This window comes from Neolewinella sp. (assembly GCF_965214665.1).
Taxonomy (GTDB): domain Bacteria; phylum Bacteroidota; class Bacteroidia; order Chitinophagales; family Saprospiraceae; genus Neolewinella.
In genome coordinates this window covers 2,634,194-2,653,571 of record NZ_OZ243970.1, presented here as the reverse complement: position 1 = coordinate 2,653,571, position 19,378 = coordinate 2,634,194, and the positions used below count along the sequence as shown (strand labels likewise).

The 19,378-nt window shown below is 56.5% G+C and carries 10 protein-coding genes and 2 tRNA genes; 4 read left to right on the top strand and 8 right to left on the bottom strand.

Annotation, left to right across the window (positions count from 1 at the left end; translation table 11 throughout):
- Positions 1-143: 143 nt before the first annotated feature.
- Both ACOOHD_RS11480 and ACOOHD_RS11475 read left to right on the top strand, forming a co-directional pair.
- Positions 144-3,392, top strand: coding sequence for a SusC/RagA family TonB-linked outer membrane protein (locus tag ACOOHD_RS11480; protein ID WP_420458018.1), 3,249 nt, complete (start codon positions 144-146; stop codon positions 3,390-3,392).
- Between the two features lie 23 nt (positions 3,393-3,415).
- The gene (locus ACOOHD_RS11475; RefSeq protein WP_420458017.1) at positions 3,416-5,155 is read left to right on the top strand and encodes a RagB/SusD family nutrient uptake outer membrane protein; all 1,740 of its coding nucleotides are present in this window, start codon (positions 3,416-3,418) and stop codon (positions 5,153-5,155) included.
- Between the two features lie 96 nt (positions 5,156-5,251).
- Here the strand turns inward: ACOOHD_RS11475 and porU are convergent, their stop codons facing one another.
- Positions 5,252-9,154 carry a type IX secretion system sortase PorU gene (porU, locus tag ACOOHD_RS11470; protein WP_420458016.1) on the bottom strand — a complete coding sequence of 1,301 codons (3,903 nt, stop codon included), beginning with the start codon at positions 9,152-9,154 and terminating at the stop codon, positions 5,252-5,254.
- 142 nt (positions 9,155-9,296) lie between these two features.
- Here porU and ACOOHD_RS11465 point away from each other — a divergent pair, with 142 nt between their 5' ends.
- Together ACOOHD_RS11465 and ACOOHD_RS11460 are read left to right on the top strand one after the other, a co-directional pair.
- Complete coding sequence (locus ACOOHD_RS11465; RefSeq protein ID WP_420458015.1) at positions 9,297-10,304, top strand: PorP/SprF family type IX secretion system membrane protein; 1,008 nt, start codon at positions 9,297-9,299, stop codon at positions 10,302-10,304.
- 433 nt (positions 10,305-10,737) lie between these two features.
- Positions 10,738-12,297: a hypothetical protein gene (locus ACOOHD_RS11460; protein ID WP_420458014.1), complete on the top strand. Its 1,560-nt coding sequence runs from the start codon at positions 10,738-10,740 to the stop codon at positions 12,295-12,297.
- A gap of 151 nt (positions 12,298-12,448) precedes the next feature.
- On the opposite strand, the gene ACOOHD_RS11455 is transcribed toward ACOOHD_RS11460, so the two are convergent.
- The 7 genes from ACOOHD_RS11455 to ACOOHD_RS11425 all read right to left on the bottom strand — a co-directional run bounded on the left by ACOOHD_RS11455 (position 12,449) and on the right by ACOOHD_RS11425 (position 19,319).
- Positions 12,449-12,796 (bottom strand): hypothetical protein, encoded by a 348-nt coding sequence (locus ACOOHD_RS11455; RefSeq protein WP_420458013.1) that lies wholly within the window; start codon positions 12,794-12,796, stop codon positions 12,449-12,451.
- A gap of 271 nt (positions 12,797-13,067) precedes the next feature.
- On the bottom strand, positions 13,068-14,129 hold the full coding sequence (locus ACOOHD_RS11450; protein ID WP_420458012.1) for a PhoH family protein: 1,062 nt from the start codon (positions 14,127-14,129) through the stop codon (positions 13,068-13,070).
- Positions 14,130-14,190: 61 nt separating this feature from the next.
- Positions 14,191-16,599 (bottom strand): hypothetical protein, encoded by a 2,409-nt coding sequence (locus tag ACOOHD_RS11445; protein WP_420458011.1) that lies wholly within the window; start codon positions 16,597-16,599, stop codon positions 14,191-14,193.
- Positions 16,600-16,645: 46 nt separating this feature from the next.
- Positions 16,646-17,860 (bottom strand): phosphoglycerate kinase, encoded by a 1,215-nt coding sequence (locus tag ACOOHD_RS11440; protein WP_420458010.1) that lies wholly within the window; start codon positions 17,858-17,860, stop codon positions 16,646-16,648.
- A gap of 9 nt (positions 17,861-17,869) precedes the next feature.
- Entirely contained in the window at positions 17,870-18,859 is a 990-nt protein-coding gene (gap, locus tag ACOOHD_RS11435) for a type I glyceraldehyde-3-phosphate dehydrogenase (RefSeq protein ID WP_420458009.1), read from the bottom strand.
- A gap of 175 nt (positions 18,860-19,034) precedes the next feature.
- Positions 19,035-19,106, bottom strand: a tRNA-Glu gene (locus ACOOHD_RS11430).
- A 141-nt stretch (positions 19,107-19,247) separates the two neighbouring features.
- Positions 19,248-19,319 (bottom strand) — tRNA-Glu (locus tag ACOOHD_RS11425).
- Between the last annotated feature and the right edge of the window lie 59 nt (positions 19,320-19,378).

The window sequence follows — 19,378 nt, the reverse complement described above, 5'->3', positions numbered from 1 at the left end:
TAGGCCGGCAAACAAAACAAATAGTAGGGAGGGGTTTGGTTTTCTCAAAAATCAGTATGTTAGCGGTTCCTTAGCACTAGATAGACCCGTGGCCGGCTAGCGCCACGGTCTTTAATCAACTGACTCACTAACATTTATCGATCATGAGAAGACTTTTAGGCCTGATCGTGGCGCTGTTCTGCACGGCGCTGGCGTATGGGCAAGCAGCCGGGCAGACAACTGTCACCGGTACAATCACCGATCCGGACGGATTTCCCCTGGTAGGGGCAACCGTCTTGGCCAAGGGCACAACCGTAGGTACGGTGGCTGACTTTGACGGCAATTACTCGATTACCGTACCCGAAACCGTCGTTGACCTAGAATTTTCCTACACCGGTTACCAGACCCAGACCGTCACCCTGAGTGGCGAGACGGTGGTGGATGTGGTGATGAATGAGGGTGTGGCACTGGACGAGATTGTCGTTACGGGATACGCCACGACCACCAAGCGGCAGACCACTGCGGCTATTTCCACAGTATCCACCGAGGAGCTTGCCGCCGTCCCCTCGGGCAACGTAGAGCAGCAACTACAGGGCCGTGCCGCGGGGGTAACCGTCATTACTAACGGACAGCCCGGGACGAACTCCATCATCCGTATTCGTGGCTTCGGCTCCTTCGGGGGTAACTCGCCGCTATATGTAGTAGATGGTGTACCCGTAGGTGGTATTGGCTTCCTTTCCCCCGATGACATCGAGGCTACTTCCGTACTCAAGGATGCTTCTTCTGCTTCCATCTACGGTGCCCGGGCTGCGGGTGGTGTAGTTGTTATTCAGACCAAGCGGGGCGCTAAGACGCCCTCGCCGCTACAGGTGAGTTACGATGGATTGGTTGGATTTACTGATCCGGGAACTGGGCAGGCGGTGCTTACGCCGCAGCAGGATGCGGATAAAACCTTCGAGGCCTTCCGTAACGCTGGCTTACAGCCCGGGGACGAAGGCTGGGGCCACCCTCAGTACGGCGATGGAGCCACTCCGGTACTACCCGATTACATCCTAGTAGGTAGCCGCAACGGAGTGGTTGGAGAGGTTGATTTAAATGCCGAAAGAGAGAACTACAACGTTGACCCAAGCGCGGGTGGCCTTTATCAGGTAGTACGCGCCAACAAAGAAGGCACCGATTGGTACGATGCAATTACCCAGACCGGGGTGCTCAATCGACACACTCTCGGATTCCAGGGGTCCACCGAGGCCGCACGTTACTACGTTGGCCTAGGTATTCAGACCCTCGACGGTATCCTGAAGAACAACGGTGCCGATCGCTATAGCTTCCGTATCAATACAGAGTTCAACTTGGGTAGTAGAGTGCGCATTGGTGAGAACCTGCAATTTACATACAGCACCCAGCGCGGCTTCACCGGAGGTGGGGGTGGCCAGAACGTAGCTCGGGAAGAGAACAGTATCCTGGGTGCTTTCCGGATGAACCCCCTCATCCCAATTTACGATGAGTTCGGTGGTTATGCCGGTACGGCAGCCCGTGGCTTTAATAACCCGCGTAACCCGGTGGCCGAGCGTGATGGAGTAGCTAATAACCAGAACTTCAACACCGGTGCTTTTGGTAACTTCTACGTGGAGGTGGAGCCCATCGACGCACTTGTTCTGCGCTCCAGCATCGGCGGTAACTACGGAGCCTACAACGGTAATTACTACAACCGGCAGACGTACGAGAATTCGGAGAACAACGCTAGTTTCGGATACGGTGAGTACCAGGGCTATGGGTACGACTGGACCTGGACCAATACCGCAAACTACAAGCGGAGCTTTGGCGCGAACAACGTAGACATTCTAGCCGGAGTGGAGGCCTTGAGTATCGGCAACGGCCGCAATAGCGGGGCGTTTGGTATTAATCCCTTCAGCCGGACGGTTAACTTCATTAACCTAAACAACGTTACGACCAACCCCGCCAGCAGTGGTTTCAACATCCCCAGTAAGTTCTTCTCGGTTTTTGGCCAGGTGAACTACAACTGGAACGACCGCTACTACCTCACCGGCGTACTGCGTCGTGATGGAGCAAGCCGCTTCGGGTCCGACAACCGCTACGGAGTATTCCCCGCCGTTTCTGCGGCCTGGCGCGTCACTAGCGAGAGCTTTATGCAGAACCAGAGCTTCATAGCTGATCTGAAAATTCGTGGTGGCTATGGTGTAATGGGTAATTCTAACAACGTACAGGCTGAGAACCGCTTTAATCTGTATTCTCAGCAGATCGGCCAAGGTAGCTATCCAATTAGCGGCGGTAATAACTCAGCTAGCAATGGCTTCTACCTCAGCCGCATCGGTACTGAACGGGCGAAGTGGGAAGGCAGCGAAACCACCAATATCGGTTTGGATGCCACTTTCGTAGGCGGCAAATTTGATTTCATCATCGACTTCTGGCGCAGAAATACCAACGACCTACTGGTACAGCTTCCGCTGCCCGCCGTCACTGGCCCCGTAGCTACTGCGCCGGTTGTCAACATCGGTAGTATGCGTAACCAAGGCATTGATGCTCAGCTGATCTATCGGGATAATATTACTCAGGACTTCAGCTTCGAGCTTACCGTAAATGGAGCAGTGTTGCAGAACGAAATCACCAAATTTACCGACGACACCGACTTCTTTGATCGCTTCGGCACCCGGATCAACGGGGCCATCGTTCGCAATCAGGTTGGTCGCCCACTCTCGTCCTTCTTTGGTTACAAGGTTCTTGGTCTATTCCAATCGGAGGATGAGGTACAAAATGCCCCTACCCAGGACGGTGCTGCCCCCGGTCGCTTCCGTTTTGAGGATAATAACAGCCGGGATGAAGATGGCGAACTGACGGGTGTACCTGACGGTATCGTCAATGAAGCAGACCGTACCTTCCTTGGAAGCGCCGTGCCTGACTTTACGGGTGGTCTTAACCTCAAGTTGATGTATCAAGGGTTCGATCTGACGACTTTCTTCTACACCAGCCTTGGCAACGAAATCTACAACAACTCGAAGTGGTTTACTGATTTCTACGGCACCTTTACCGGCGCGGCTGTCTCGACTCGGGTGCTTGATAGCTGGACTCCGGATAATCGGGATACCGAAGTACCCATCTACGAGGAGGCCTCGAATTTCAGTACTTCGCAGCAGTCCAACAGCTACTACGTTGAGGATGGATCGTACCTGCGTCTGACCAACCTGACCCTGGGATATACTTTCGGTAACAGCTCGTTCGGTGGTGCGTTCTCTAACCTGCGCTTAGCGGTGTCTGGCAACAACCTGTTCACTATTACCGGCTACGAAGGACTGGACCCTGCTGTTGGTGGATCGGCCGATACTGACTTCGGCGTCGATGTGGGCAACTACCCCGTTACCCGTAGTTTCAACTTTCAGCTCAGCGCTGACTTTTAATCACAACTAGCAATATCACCATCATGCGATTTTATAAAAAACTACCCCGCTTATTGCTGGGAGCAGCCATGGTCGGAGGACTCCTTACGACCTGTAGTGACGAATTTCTCGAAGTATCTCCCCGTGGGGTACTTGCCCCGGAAGTACTAGCCACTAAAGCCGGTGTTGAAGGAGTGTTATTAGGTGCCTACGCTCAGCTCGGTGGCCGCGGGAACTACTTCGGCGGTGCCTCTAATTGGGCTAATGGCTCCATTCAGGGCGGCGAAGCCAATAAGGGTACGGAAGACGGTGACTTTTCAGACATCAATGACCTTGTCCGGTATCAGCTAAACCCCACTTCCCGTATTCCCAATGACCGTTGGGTAGGCCTTTTCGAAGGGGTAACCCGTGCAAACGCCACGCTGACGCTGCTCGCGCAGTCGGAAGACCCGCTGCTGCGAGACGATGACCGGATTCGACTCGAGAGCGAAGCTCGCTTCCTGCGGGCACACTACTACTTTCAGTTGCAGATAAGCTTCAACCAGGCCCCCTTCTTAACCCCCGGGCTCACAGTAGAGGAGCAGCAGACCGTCGTCTCCACCTCTAACTGGGGTAACATCGAGGCCGACTTTCAGTATGCATTCGACAACCTACCCGAGACTTCTCCCGATGCCGGTCGTGCTAATAAGTGGGCAGCTGGAGCATATCTCGGCAAGACCTACCTTTTCCAGGAAAAGTGGAACGATGCCAGGACGATCCTACAAAACGTTGTTGATAACGGGCAAACCGCCAACGGTCAGAAATATGGCCTACTGGACAACTATGCTAACGCCTTCAACGCCGAGTTCGACAACAGCATGGAATCGGTATTTGCCGTTCAGGCCGCTGCTAACAGCGGTACGACCAACGTAGCCAACCCTGACTTCGTACTTAACTTTCCCCACAACACCGGTTCGACCGGCCCGGGCAATTGCTGTGGCTTCTTCCAGCCTACCTTCGACTTGGCCAACTCTTTTCGTACGGAAGACGGCCTGCCCCTGTTAGACAATAGCTACAACAGTGAGAGCAACCGCCTGAAGACTGACTTCGGTCTGCTGAGCGCCGATCCCTATACCCTGGGCAATGAGCCCGTCGACCCCCGCCTCGAGCACAGTGTTGGACGTCGCGGCGTACCTTATCTAGGTTGGGGACTTCACCCCGGTCAGGATTGGATCCGCAAGCAGGATAACGGTGGCCCATACTCCCCCAAGAAGTTCGTCTATTACGCTAGCCAGGAAGGCAGCTTCAGTGATGGTACCTCCTGGACTCGTGGGTACGGCTCGATGAATTACAATATCATCCGCTTTTCCGACGTGCTACTGATGCTTGCTGAAGCAAAGATCGAGACTGACGATGTAGAAGGTGGTCGTGAACTTATCAATCAGGTGCGTTCCCGCGCTGCCAACGCCGCTAGCCTCCTCAAAACGGAAGATGGTGAAGATGCTGCTAATTACAGCATTGACACTTACGATAGCTTCGGTAGCGCCGATGAAGCCCGCACTGCTCTTTACTTTGAGCGGAAGCTTGAGTTAAGTGGTGAAGGACACCGTTTCTTTGACCTGCGTCGTTGGGGACTTGCCGAATCTGAGCTTAATCGTATCATTGACTTCGAGCAGCAGTTCCTACCGTTGCCGTACCGTGGCGCTGAATTTGTAGCTCCTCAGGATTTGTACTACCCGATTCCCCAGGCTCAGATCGACCTGCAGGGTACTGAGGTACTCCCCCAGAACCCTGGGTATAACTAGGACCACGCTTCCTAACTATAAAGGGGCGATCAAGCACAGCTTGATCGCCCCTTTTATTTTACTGGCATAGTAGTATTAAATGCGGTGAGTTACCGCCTACCGCAAAATCACCAACTTCTCCAACTCCCCATTCACCAGATTCACCCCATCCCCCCGCAGCCGCACCTGGTACAAGTACACCCCGCGCGCCAGCTGATCACCGTAGTCATCCAGCCCGTCCCAGGCAATACAGTCATCCTGACGTACGCTGCCGTCACTGAAGTCGAAGCCCTGCTCTAGGGTCTTGACAAGCCGGCCACTCACGGTGTAAATCTGCACGATGGCCTCCACATTCTGACCAATCAGGCTGTGGTCGAACTGGAAGCAGGTCTGGGTGGTGAAGGGGTTGGGATAGTTGAATACGTGGGTGAGGGAGGCGCCGCGCTCATCGGTGACGATGAATTCAGTAGTGGCTTCGGTGTTGTTGTTGGCTACGTCCCAGGCGCGCACCTTGATGGTATGCAGACCGGGCTCTAGGTCGAAAAGGGGATAGCGCACCTTACCGCTACGGAAATTGTCGACGTCGGCCTCGTAATAGTCGTTGAGCACGATCGCATTGCGGGTATCACCATCGATGGTGGCCTCCAGATCGTGGCCGATGCTGTTGCCGGTCACGTTGATGCCCAGATCGTCAGAGAGGTGAAGGAGTAGTACGGGGTCCTCACTGACCTGGCCGCCGGACATAAAGTCGGTATCGTCAAAGTAGACCTCTACCTCAGGACCAAGGTCATTGCCCGCATTCTCCTGACTGGTGCCCCCGATGATCAACTGATCATAGAAACCCGCCGCATCGGTAAACTGACTGCGGTCGGCGGCGTAGTAGCTCACTTTGCCCGGACCGAAGGTATAGTCGATGTCGCGCGGTGCCACGAATTCAAAGGAAAATTTACCGTTGGTCACCGTGGCGCGACCGCGGAAGACGATGTTGCGCTGCACCTCCACTTCGAGTAGCGGACTACTCCCATCCTGCTGCAGGGTGGGTATGGTCTGGGCCTTATCGTAAATGGTAGGAAATACCTCGCCGTTGAAGTCGGCCAGTAGGTTACCGTTCACGTCGACGATCTCGCCGCCAATGCGCATCTTCTGGAGGGCACGGACGGTGTCGGTACGTACCCCGTCGATCGACATCGTATCCACCATGGTAGTGCGTACGCCGTGGGTGGGTAGCGCAATCACGGTAGCCGGGTCACCGAGCAGGGTGAACTTGCGGGCGTTCTGCGTATCGCCGCTGAGGAAGCCGCGGTCGATCGGCGTGGTCTCATTCTTGGCGATGCGGATGATGTCACCGAGGCTGCGCCAGTTGCCGTCCGGACGGTCGAGCATAGCCTGCACGGTATTGTCGGTCAGCTCATAGTTGCGATTAGCAAAAACGGGGCGGGTGGTGGTCATGAGGGCGATCACCCCGCCGCGCGGCGTGAGCAGTGCCTCCTCGCCGGCACTGACGAAGGAGGCGTCGTCGTAGTTAGAAAACGTACAGGTAGCCGTAATGAACACCGGCGGTTGGATCGGATCGGGCGCACCGGCCGGCCGCGTCCAGTTGCGAATTTGGGGAATCGTCAGCACCCGCTCCTGCGCCCACCCCCGCGGGCCACCGTGACCGAGATAGGTGACGGCCAGCGCACCGCGAAATACGGCGCGGTCCAGTCCCTCCGTGATGGCGGGGTAGCGGTCACCCGCACTCAGACTCAGTTGCGGAAAGAGGTCGAAGTACAGCTTATCGAAGTTGAGGTCGGGCTTGCGCGCCTTCACGGCATTCGCCACCCGGTTCACGTCGATGGTGTGCCGGCCCTGGTCCTCGTCGTCGCCCACGAAGACCATCCGGGTGCGCCAGTCCCCTAGGGCGGAGGGATCCCGGTCGTAGCGGATGAGCTTCTCTACCACCGGACCCGCCTCATCGGCCGATTTTACCGGTAAACGCCCCACGGCGACACTCAGATCGGGGCCGAGGGGCTGACCGCCTGCCGATGGTGCCATAATGCCAAAAAAGTCATCGGCCGGAAAACTGCGCACCTCGGTAAAGGCCCCCTGGTACTGGTAGGTGGGGATGAAATTGTCCCCCAGTCCGTACACGTCGCGGTGATCAAAACTGCCGTCGCCAAACAGCAAGAGGTAGCGCAGATCCCCGTCACGCTCGTACACCATACGCACGAAGTTGCGGATCGCGGCCACGTCGTCCCGGCCGCTACTGAACTCGTTGTATATCTGCTGGGTCGTCACCAACTGTACTGTGTAGCCATTGTGCTCGCGCCGGTGCTCGGCCAGCCGCTCGGCCTGGGTGAGGAAGTCCGGATGGGTGACGATGATCATGTCGGCCTGGACCACCGCGTGCAGGTTCTGATTCTCTACCCGTCCGACCGGCCGCGGGGTCAGCAGGGCGGCCGTCGGACGAAAGGCGACGTACTCGTAAAGTTCCCGCCCGGGGGCTGAAAAGCTACTGCCATTTAGTGTCGCCTGCTGCACGTCGCCCAGGCTATCTACCCGCCACACCCGGGCATCGGCCGGGGGGTTAAGCAGGTTATAGGTGATCGCGCCGAAGTTGCGGCTCCGCGTGTCGCGAAAGTTGAACTGGTCCTGGCCCCCGAAGCTGAGGCGCCGGCGTGCCTGCAACTCGATGTAGTCCAGCCAGCCCTCACTCTGGCTGGCTGCCGCGGGGATGGGGTAGGTGAGCTTGACTGATACCCGCTCGCTGCCCAGCGTGACGGAGCCGGCCAGATCAGTGACATCGACGGCCGACTGCTGCTCCTGCGCCCCGAAGTTGACGCGCGAGGCCAGAAAACTGCTGACTTCCTGCCCGTTGACGGTAAGAAAAAAGCCGCTGGGGGCCGTCGCCCGTAGTCCCATCCGCGCCCGTACCCCCACCGGCTCACTGGTGACCAGATCGGGGATGGTGGCAAAATCAGAAAAGTTCCGCTCCCGGTTCACCTTAAAGAATTCTCCGAACCACGTCTGCCCCGATCCGTGACTATTGCTTTCCTGTCCTAGCTCGTGTAACACATTGGTACGATCTTCCTCGAAGCGGTACAGCGCATCGTAGCTGTCCACCACCGTGCCGCCCGCCGCGGAGGGTAGGGCAGTAACCCGACGTCCCCGCCCGGCCGTGCCCAGCTGAAGGAAATAGTAGTTCTCCTCAGTATAGATGTTCTTACTGTACACGAAGCGGTTGGCCAGCGCGTCGTAGGTCCGGTCGTCGGGGCCCTCGGCGTAGAGTAGAATAAAGTCGCCCCCGTCGAAGCTCCCATCGTCCTCCCCCTCGATGGTGATGGCCTGCTCCACAAGGTCATCGAAGGCCAGTGCGTTATTGGTTTCGGGGAGCATACCGCCGTCCTGTCCATAGATTTTGATGTCGCGCGGGTCTATTCCATCGAGCCCCAGGACCTTCAGCTGATCGACCAGAAAGCCACGGGTCAGCTTATATACTCCCGTTTTGGGAATGGCGAAGCGGTATATCTCGCCCTCCCGCAGCACGGAGTTGGTAGCGAAATCCACGACCGAGCGCAGGCCGGCAGAGGTAGGTCCGAGCTCCGGCACTAGCCGCAGGTTCACAGCGAGCAGTCGCTCGTAGCCCGCCGCGGTACGGATGATCGACGGGCTGCTCACCTTGCCCAGCCAGCCCTCGGGTTGCTGCACCACCGTGTAGTCGAAGGTGAAGGCCTCGGGCACCTCGGCGGCAAAGGCGGACGGGGGGGTGAATGGCTCGGTTTGCAGGCTCGTCACTTCGACACGCAGCGGCGCTCCACTGGCGGCGCGGAAGGTATGGACGAAGGCGGGCACCTCACCACTCTTCGTTGCACCCCCGATAGCTATCGGGGCCCCGCCCAGTCGGTAGGACAGTACGGCGCTGCGCTGGCCCTCCCACTCCACGGTCTGCGCTTCCTGCCAGCGCAGGGTCTGCTGGATTTGCTGCGCCAGGAGCGGAAGGGCGCTACAGAGACAAAGGAGAGACAGGGTAAACTTGAGCATAGGACGGGCTTGGAGCACAAAATTAAGATACAGCGGCGGCGGGTAAACGTTGTTCTGCGGGCCGACATTACGGGGGGTGTCGGACGGGCGACTACCGGATGCAAGCGTTTGGATAGTGGACATAATGGGAGTAGCTTTAGGCATGCGCCGTTTCCTTTACACTCTAACCCCTTTACTCCTTTGTTTTACCTGGGCGGGTGCGCAGGATGCAGTGTTCTCGCAGTTCTACGCCTCCCCCATGCAGCTTAACCCGGCCTTTGCGGGGGTGAGTGCCGCCCCGCGGGTGACGGCCAACTACCGGGCGCAGCACACCAGCTACCCCAGTGCTTACCAGACCCTGGCCGTAAGCCTGGAGCTGCCGATGTACCGCAGCCCCTCGAGTTTCGGCTTTCGGATGCTGACCGACCGCCAGCTGGAGGGACTGTACACCAATACCCTGGCCGGACTGGTGTACGCCTACGACGTGCGGGTGACCGACGAACTGCACGCACGCATCGGACTGAGCGCCGGTCTGCTGACCACACGAATTGATTATAACGGCTTGATTTTTGGGGATATGATAAGTCCCTCGGGAGATAATACCGTGACCCAGGAGCAACTGGCCAGCGTGGCGCGTACCTCCGTGGACCTCAGCTCCGGCATCCTCATGTACGTCAAGAACCTCTACGCGGGCTTCAGCATCGAGCACATGAACCGGCCGGAGGAGAATTTGCTGCAGTTGGACAACAACCTCTACGCCGGTCGGCCGCAGCGCTTCAGTCTGCACGCCGGCACGCAGCTGGACGTGAAGCGGTACGCGAATCCGCAGCGGCCGGTCTACGTGACGCCTAATTTTCTCTACACCAGCCAGGCGCAGTTTCAGCAGCTCAACCTGGGCGCCTACTTGGGCTACGGGCAGTTTGCCGTGGGGGGGTGGTACCGGCACGCCTTCGGGAATCCGGACGGCTTTATCGGGGCGGTGACCTTCCGGCAGGATGTCTTTAAGGTGGGCCTGAGCTACGACTCGGTGATTTCGGGGCTACGTAGTGTGCCGGGGGGTCTGGGACCTACCCTGGAACTCAGTGTGGCGGTGGACTTCGGGGATAGCCGCGAGGTGCAGCGGCGGCGGTATGCAGACCGGTACAATGACTGTATGGGGATGTTCCGGTAGGGACTTAAAAAATTTTTCCGTAGCTTTACCGCTAAAGTTGGCACAAAAAAAGCGCCAACCGAAAAGCGGTTGGCGCTGTCGCTATAATTTCGCTAAACCGGTAAACTGACTCGAGGCTAGTAAAGTCAGTCACTCCTTTGATGCTATTAACCCCACATTCAAGGGTTGCGAATTATAACTAAAGAGACACTATGAACAAACACAATTTCATAAAACTCAAGATTTAGATTCTTTTGGGCGGGTGGGTTTAGGTGTTCCCCCTTTCGATGATACAAATATAGGGGGGTGTAGGGGGCACAAAACAAGCAGAATCCGCCCTTTCGTAAAGCTATTTTTTGGGAGGTTCTTCTCCCTTACTTTTGATAAACGCTTGATTTAGCGTAACTTAGGCGTTCCACACGAAGCGATAAGCGCTCAAAAATGGAACATACTCATGGAAGACATACGCGAGCTGTTAGTGATCGCCTCCCCAAAAAAGGTGACAAAACTGCTGAAGATCACTCAGACGAAGGGCAAACCCTCGATGATTGGTGCGCTGCACCGGCTGGTGAAGCAAAATAATTTGACGGAGGGGCAAATTGTAGCTCAGCTTTACGGTCCTAAACACACCCCCTCGCATCCTGCTTATCGGGCTCTGAAGAACCGGTTTCGGGATTTGCTCACGACTGCTGTGATGGACGAGGATGTGTACTCCTCAAACTACCGGGACTACGATAATGCACAGATCAACGGCTTTCGCCAGTTGAATTTGATCAACCTACTGTTGCTTCGGCGAGCCTGGCACAGTGCCAGGTACCTATCACACACAACCCTTCGACGGGTTAAGGATTTTGAGATCCTTCCGATCAATCATCGCTTAGCCTCAATTTTAGCCAGTCTATACTTGGGAGTCGGCTTCGACGAAAAGCGATTTGCTAAGTACCAAGCTATGGCAGACTACTACGCCGAGGCGGAGCGGGTGCTGAACTTAGTGTCCAGTCGCTACCGTGAGATGCGGCGTATGATGTATGCGCATAAGCTACTACCCAAAGAAATCGGTACCAAGGTAGCAGAGTATGTTGCTGACTGTGAGCACCTTGTGAAAAAGTACCCCCACGTATCGGCACTTCAAGCGATGTTCTTCATCATGAAAGTGCACGGGCTTACCCTGGTAGGTAATTATGTAGGTGCCATCGAGACGGCAAACCAAGCCGAGCAGGTTCTTCTAAAGTGCAAGGGTGCCGGTAAGCAGTCGTTGAGCCTAATGGCCCTGACACGGGTAGAGTGTTCCATCAAGCTTCGCGACTTTTCGCAGGGCATCGTTCAGGTAAAACGCGCCGAGAAAATGGTACCGTCCGACAGTATAAACCACATTAAGCTTTCCGAATATGCCATTACGCTTGGACTTCAAACTGGAAATTTCGACTATGCGTACGAGCAATTTGCGCGGGTAGACCGCGCCGTGCTTAACCATCTGCTTACACAGCAGCATGTAGAATATTGGTTGATTCTAGAAGCTTACATCAACCTCCTAGTGTTAGCGGGACGTATCGATCCCTCCAAGCGGAAGGGCAAATTACCGGATTTCAAAATTTATAAGTTTGTCAACAACGTCCCCTCTTATTCCAAGAACAAGCAGGGGATGAACATTCAGATCCTAATCTTTCAGGTTATCTACTTCATCACTCAGAAGCAGTACGGTAAGATCATCGACCGTACGGATGCCCTAGCTCGTTACGGTACGCGGTATCTGATGAACAATGAAAACTTACGAAACAACTGCTTCTTTAAGCTGCTGCTGACCGCGGAAAAGTGTCACTTCCACCGCGCGGCCACGGTAAGGGAGTCAAGTAAAATCTATAAGAAGATGACCAGCCCACAGGCGAAAAAGCTAGGTCGTGCTAATAGTACCGAGATCATTCAGTACGAAAGTCTTTGGGAGATCGTACTAGAAAACCTGGATACCGTACTGCCCGATGGGCGGAAGTTGCGGCGACAACGGCAGCAGGCGTGAACCTACCGGTGGACCGCAGGGCATCTTTAGGAGGATTGCCGGGGGATGGCGTAAGGAGCAGGGGATACTGCTGACTTACATGATGATGTCTTCGACCATGACAGTGGTATTTAGAAAGCGGTGAATAGAATGGATGATGAGTAGGGTTTTCTTACATGATGATGTCTTCGACCACAATACCGGCCTCGTGACCGCGCATGATGATGTCCTCTACGACGATGTTGTTGGAGGCTACTTCCTGGCCACGCATGATGATGTCCTCTACGACGATGTTGTTGGAGGCTACTTCCTGGCCACGCATGATGATGTCCTCGACTACGATGTTGGCCTCGTGACCACGCATGATGATATCCTCTACGACGATGTTGGAAGCGAGTTCCTGGCCGCGCATGATGATGTCCTCCACAACAATGTGAGGGGTAACGGAGCCGAGGTAGTCAATGAAAGACTGAGCGGCCTGAAGGGTTTCTGGGGAAAAGAGTTCGTTAATGAAAGCCATGGGGATGAGAGATTGAGAGTGAACTGAATAAGCCGGGTGGAAAAACTTTCACCCGGGGTAAGGTGATTTAGAATTAGAAGCACATTTCGTCGTGCCTCCGTTGATTGTGATCCAAAGATGGGGGCACAAAGAGCGTGTTACACCGGCAGTTTTCGCGCTGTAATAAGACAAAATTTGGTGATGAAAATCGTCTACTTTTTATAACACACAGAAAGCCAGTGAGTTATCTCACTGGCTTTCGTCGATTTTGGAATATGTAAAAGATTTGAATTTATACTTCCAACTGTTCATTTTCCTCAAAATCATCCCGCCGGGAGCGCCCCGGAGGGCCTAATCGCTCGAATGTACTTTCCTGTGGAGGCCCGAACCGGCCCCGGCCCTCGGCCTCATCCGCCGCGTCGTAGGCCTTGATGATCGCCTTGACCAGGCGGTGGCGTACTACATCTTCCGCACTGAGCCGAATGACCGAGATGCCCTTGATGGGAGCCAGTAGGTTGATGGCCCGCCGGAGCCCCGATACTTGATTACGCGGCAGATCGACTTGTGACAGGTCACCGGTCACGATGCACTTTGCCGAGGGGCCCAGGCGCGTGAGGAACATCTTGATCTGGGAGGTGGTGGTATTCTGCGCCTCATCCATGATCACGAAGGCATTGTCCAGCGTACGACCCCGCATGTAGGCCAGGGGGGCAATCTCGATAGTGCCATCTTCCCTAAACTTATCCAACCGATCCCGGGGTAACATGTCGTCCAGCGCGTCGTAGAGGGGGCGAAGGTAGGGATCGATCTTGTCCTGCAGGTCACCCGGCAGAAAGCCGAGGCTCTCCCCGGCCTCGACGGCGGGGCGGGTTAGGATGATCTTTTTCACGAGTTTATTCTTCAGGGCGCGGATGGCCAGGGCGACTGCCGTGTAGGTTTTTCCGGTACCTGCAGGACCTACGGCAAAGACGATGTCGTTGGTTTCAGCCGCCGTGATCATCGCCGCCTGGTTCGGAGTGCGCGCCTTGATGGGCTGACCGCTGCGCCCGAAGACGATGGTTTTATTCTTATCCCCGTTGCCTAGGCGCGTCGTGAAGGGGTTTTCTCCGGCCAGTAGATCCTCGACGGTCTGACTGCTCAACTCCCGGTTGTCCTGCAGCAGGCGCATCATCAACTCCAGGTGGTGCTTGATCTTTTGGGCGTCCTGCTTTTCGGCCTTGATCTTGATGTTAGTGCCCCGCTGGGTGATGGTGGCCTCGGGGTAGGCGCCCCGGATCAGCTTCAGCTTCTTGTTGTTTTCGCCGAGGAGTTCTACGGGATCGACCCCGTTGATCGTCATTACAATTTCGCTCAAACGTGTGCTGGTTTTCCCCACGATGGAAGTGCCGTGGGCCGTGGCTACTTAACCCGCGTATTTAAGCCAAAGTTGCGCTGAGGTTCTGCACCCGCACCCGAAAGCGAATGGCCCGTAGCCCATTTACACTCTGTAGCGGATCGAGGACAAGATGCTCGACCTCCCCGTCCACATAGCCGGCCTGCTCCAGGTAGCTCAGGTAGTCCTCGTACTCCTCCAGGTCACGATCCTGTAGGTACACCACGCTGATCATGCCTGGCTGGGTGAGTCGCTCTTCCCCCTGACGGATGGTTGCTTTGTCGATACGTTTTTTGAGGATCTCGTACCGCACGTTATAGTCCCCATCGACATCAAAGCGCTTTTCATCCATCCGAAAGCGAATAGTAAGGGGGGTGGTGTAGGCAAACACCAGCTGGGCGGTACGCAGCGGCATGGGCAACTCCTGCCCCAACGCGTGAATCCTGCGGGTGAGCTGGCACAGGTCTACCAGTTGGGAGAGGCGCAGATTGCGCAGGTGGATCTTCGAAAAGCTGTGGTGTTTCAGCAGGCTCTGTCCGGCGTAGATCTCATACTCGACCCCGTCGGTCTTGTACTTCTCGAAGTAGTGGGGCAGCACCCGCTGGGCGGCCTGATCCCGTTCGGTAAGAAAATCGCTGATGGTGCGGTTGAGCCGGGCGACGCTTTCCTCGTAGTCCCGCCGTACCCGGTAGAACAGACCAAGCTCATGGTCTAGGTTGTCCTCGTACTGCTGAGCGAGTTGGCGGAGCTCCGGCAGCTGGCCGCCGAGTTGCTTCACCAGGGGAGTGAGCTGCTTATGGATGAACTCCCCGAACCGGATCTCGTGCCCATTATTGAACTCTTCCAGGGGCGTGGCCAGATGTACATCCAGCCGTAAAATGGCCTGATTCACGATCGGGAAGTCGACCAGCTCCAGCGCCCGCGCCAGAAAATAGCGGCCGGCGCGGAGGTTGTCGAAAAGGTCCTGATAGATTGCCGCGTTCCGCAGGTTGCTGCTGCCCACAATGTCGGCCTGTCCGTATAAAGGATACACCTTCTTGAAGCGGATGTCCTCCGCTACGGCGGGCAGTCCCTCCTCCTGCCGCTTCAGGATATTGAAGGCCGCCTCGGTAAAGCGCCATTCCACGGTGGGGTGCAGGCTGGTGTACTGCTCGCGCATGATGACCTCGATGCGGTTGTCGATGTACTCGCGACTTCGCTCTACGGCCGTGCGGAATAGCCCCCGTATCTCCTCGAAGCGAGTTTCCATGAAGGCATTGAGGGCATTGACCACCGGGCTGGCTAGTTCTACCACCCCGATCACGTGCTGCTCCTGGCTCAGTAGCGGCGCCAGTAGCATACTGCGGTAGCCCAGCCCAATCAGTTTTTGCTCCAGGACGGTACGGGTCGTGAGCTCCCTGAGATCCTGCACGACCAGAATGTCCCCGGAAAGAAAGACCTGCTCGTAGATGCTGCCGGCGTACTGGGGATCGGTGAGCCGGTCCACCTCGTCGGCCAGTAGGTTATAGCGGATACGGTACTCGTGGTCGATGGCCCGCTCGACGGGGTAATCCACCGCGGTAAGCCCAAGTTGTAACTGGGGGGACTGAAAGTGAAGCCGGACCAGGTTGGCCAGCTCCTTGACGCGGTCTACGTCCAGTACCGCATCGCGGCTGATCAGACGGTGCTTAAGGCGACTCAGACTTTCTTCTTCGGTGACCTCGTAGAGGCGTGCCAGGTGAAACCCGTGGAAGTGAAATTTCTGGGGGGGGAGTAGTCGCAGCCACAGCTCCGGGTCGTGGATGTTATTGAGCAGTTGGTGGACTTGGTCTTCGCCCAGCTTGGGCAACTCACCCCGTACGACTACCTCGATGAATTCCTCATTCAGCGCCGGCTTGTAAAAGCGTTTGAGGCCGGTCTGCACGTCCGGCACGGTGAGCATAGCCATGGGTTTGACGTCCACCTGCACCCCATAACACTGGTTGAGAATGGTAGCTCCTACCATTAATAGGTTGGCCTCCCTCACCTCGTCGATGTGCGTGCCGAAGGAGTAGCATACATCCTGCTGTCCCATCAGGGCCTCTAGCGTCTTACTGATGAATAAGGGCTCGAAGGCAAAGGGCAGCGAAATCTTGAATAGCCCAGTAGCCCGCTCGTGGGGTGAGATCAGAGCGAGCATCATCAGATCGAGGACCTCCCGGTGCTCCTCCAGTACGGCTATATCCGTGATCGGTCCCCTTAGTTGGGGCAGGGGATCTAGCCGGCGCAGGATCTCGCGGGCCAGGAACCGTACCCCTAGATCCTCAGACTCCGCCAGCTCCTCGACGCGCCGTATCAGTACATCCAGGCACAGGACCGTATCGTAGGGGGTGACGAAGGGATCGGCCGTATCGCGCAGCGTGCCGCTTTCCAGGAAAGCGAAGGAATTTCCCTGCTGTCCGTTACGCTCGTCGACGAAGATCTCCAGTTCCATGGTAGCCTGAGAACGCCGCGAGCCCGTAAAAGGATACCGGCTCTCCTTAACTGCGGATCGCCGCGATACCGGGCAAGTCCTTCCCCTCCAGCAACTCCAGCATCGCCCCACCGCCGGTAGACACAAAGCTGACCTGATCCGCCAGACCGGCCTGATTGACCGCCGAGACCGAATCTCCGCCACCGATCAGGCTGTAGGCGCCGTTCTCCTTGGTAGCCTTTGCTACTGCTTCGGCGATGGCGTTCGTTCCCTTGGCAAAGTTCTTCATCTCGAAGACCCCCATCGGGCCGTTCCAGAGAATGGACTTGCTCCCGGCAATGATCCGCGAGAACCGGGCTACGGAGTCCGGACCGATGTCCAATCCCTCCCAGCCGTCCTCGATCGCACCGGCCGCTACGACTTTGCTGGGCGTCTCGTTACTAAACTCTTTACCTACTACGGTATCGACCGGTAGATGAATCTCGGTGTTCTTTGCCTTGGCTTTCTCCAGCAGTTGCTTTGCGGTATCGACCTTGTCCCGTTCCACCAGGGAGTTGCCCACCTTACCGCCCTGGGCTAAACTAAAGGTATAGGCCATGGCCCCACCGATGATGATGTGGTCGGCAAAGTTCAGCAGCTTTTCCAGCAACTGGATCTTATCACTCACCTTAGCCCCACCTACGATAGCAGTGACCGGGCGGGCGGGATTGTCGAGTAACTTCTCTGCACCTGCGAGCTCCGCCCCCATCAGGTAACCGAAGCTCTTCTTCTCAGACGGGAAAAACTTCGCCACGGTGGCCGTAGAGGCGTGCTCCCGGTGGGCTGCCCCGAAGGCATCGTTGACGTACACGTCGCCGAGTGCGGCCATGGCTTTGGCTAGGTCTTCGTCGCCCTTTTCCTCCCCGGCGTAAAAGCGGGTATTCTCCAGCAGCAGCACGTGGCCCGGCTCGAGCTCCTTGACTGCGGCCTTAGCCTCTTCCCCAATCGTATCCTCCACGAATTCCACCTGGCAACCGATGTGGTCTTCCAGAGTGGTGATCACGGGGCGGAGGGAAAACTGCTCCTTATCCACCATACCGTCCGGCAGTTTTTCCTGCTGCGGCCGGCCCAGGTGGGACATCAGTACCACGGCCGCTCCCTTCTCCAGCAGGTACTGGATGGTGGGGGCCGCCTTCTCGATGCGGGTGTCGTCGGTAATCTTCCCGTTTTCGTCGATGGGCACATTGAAGTCTACCCGGACAAGTGCGGTCTTGCCCTTAACGTCTAGTTCTTCGAGTTTCATGGCTTAGGGTTAAAGGCTTGCGATACGCTCACACAGATCGGCCAGGCGCGCGCTGTAGCCGGCCTCGTTGTCGTACCACGCCACTACCTTGACGAGGCTACCGGACACGATGGTCATCTCTTTATCGTACAGGCTGCTGTAGCTGCTCCCCACGATATCGCTGCTTACGATGGGCTCGTCAACGTAGGCCAGGATACCCTTCATATTGCCCTCGGCCGCCTGCTTAAAGGCGTTATCCACCTCCTCCAGGCTCACGTCCTGCTTGAGGATAGCCGTCAGGTCGGTCAGCGAACCGGTGGGTACGGGTACTCGCATAGCGCCACCGTCGAGCTTACCGTCCAGGTGGGGCAGCACCAGTCCGACGGCCTTCGCGGCCCCGGTCGTGGTAGGTACGATATTGATGGCGGCGGCCCGGGCCCGGCGCAGGTCGCGGTGGGGTCCGTCCTGTAGGTTCTGGTCAGCCGTATAGGCGTGTACCGTGGTAATGAATCCCTTCTCGACACCGAAGGCATCATCCAGCACCTTCACCATCGGGGCCAGGCAATTGGTGGTACAGCTGGCGTTGCTGTAGATTTTAGTCTCGGCGTTGATGACGTCATCGTTCACGCCCAGTACTACGGTAGCTACGTCGCCCTTGGCGGGGGCGGAGATCAGCACCTTCTTCGCGCCGGCCTGGAGGTGCAGCTTGGCCTTGGATTCTTCGACAAAGCGGCCGGTGCATTCCAGCACCACGTCCACATCCATATCGCCCCAGGGCAGCTTACTCGGGTCGGGCTGGCTCAGCGCATCGATCTTCTTGCCGTCGATATAGATGTATTCCTCATCGGAGCTTACCTCTCCCTTGAAGTTGCCCTGCACGCTATCGTACTTAAACAGATGGGCCAGGGTCGCATTGTCGGTCAGATCATTGATGGCCACCACGTCGAGTCCTTTTTCGAGGAGGCTCCGCAGGGTGATACGTCCGATGCGGCCGAAGCCATTGATTGCAATCTTTGCCATGGGGGAGGGGGATATGTCGGTTTGTTTGAGGTATAAACGTACTACAGGGGCGCAACACCGGGGCGGGGCCGCAGGTGCGAAGTGTGTGGTGAAAGCGCTATGATAAAAGGTTAGCCCCCGGAATGTTTAACCGCACCGCCGCGGCGGTGGGATTATCGAGGTGCACAGCACCGAGTAGCCCGTAGGGGAATCGAACCCCTCTTACCAGGATGAAAACCTGGCGTCCTAACCGATAGACGAACGGGCCGGGTGGTAGAGATGTACCATTTACAAATTACCAGGTACCATTTACAATTTGGCGGGCGTCGGAGGAGGTACCGCTGTAGCACCTATTCTGACGGCAAATGGTACATGGTACATGCGTAAATAGTAGATTGTAAATTTATAGTAGCCCGTAGGGGAATCGAACCCCTCTTACCAGGATGAAAACCTGGCGTCCTAACCGATAGACGAACGGGCCGGGATGGATATAGCCAGCATTCTGGCCTAAGCGAGTGCAAAGATAGGTACGTGGCGGAA

Excerpts from the sequence above, each read along its gene's own strand:
- ACOOHD_RS11455 (WP_420458013.1), bottom strand. The coding sequence starts at position 12,796 with ATGGCTTTCATTAACGAACTCTTTTCCCCAGAAACCCTTCAGGCCGCT.
- ACOOHD_RS11460 (WP_420458014.1), top strand. The coding sequence starts at position 10,738 with ATGGAAGACATACGCGAGCTGTTAGTGATCGCCTCCCCAAAAAAGGTG.
- gap (WP_420458009.1), bottom strand. The coding sequence starts at position 18,859 with ATGGCAAAGATTGCAATCAATGGCTTCGGCCGCATCGGACGTATCACC.
- porU (WP_420458016.1), bottom strand. The coding sequence starts at position 9,154 with ATGCTCAAGTTTACCCTGTCTCTCCTTTGTCTCTGTAGCGCCCTTCCG.
- ACOOHD_RS11480 (WP_420458018.1), top strand. The coding sequence starts at position 144 with ATGAGAAGACTTTTAGGCCTGATCGTGGCGCTGTTCTGCACGGCGCTG.
- ACOOHD_RS11445 (WP_420458011.1), bottom strand. The coding sequence starts at position 16,599 with ATGGAACTGGAGATCTTCGTCGACGAGCGTAACGGACAGCAGGGAAAT.
- ACOOHD_RS11465 (WP_420458015.1), top strand. The coding sequence starts at position 9,297 with ATGCGCCGTTTCCTTTACACTCTAACCCCTTTACTCCTTTGTTTTACC.
- ACOOHD_RS11475 (WP_420458017.1), top strand. The coding sequence starts at position 3,416 with ATGCGATTTTATAAAAAACTACCCCGCTTATTGCTGGGAGCAGCCATG.
- ACOOHD_RS11440 (WP_420458010.1), bottom strand. The coding sequence starts at position 17,860 with ATGAAACTCGAAGAACTAGACGTTAAGGGCAAGACCGCACTTGTCCGG.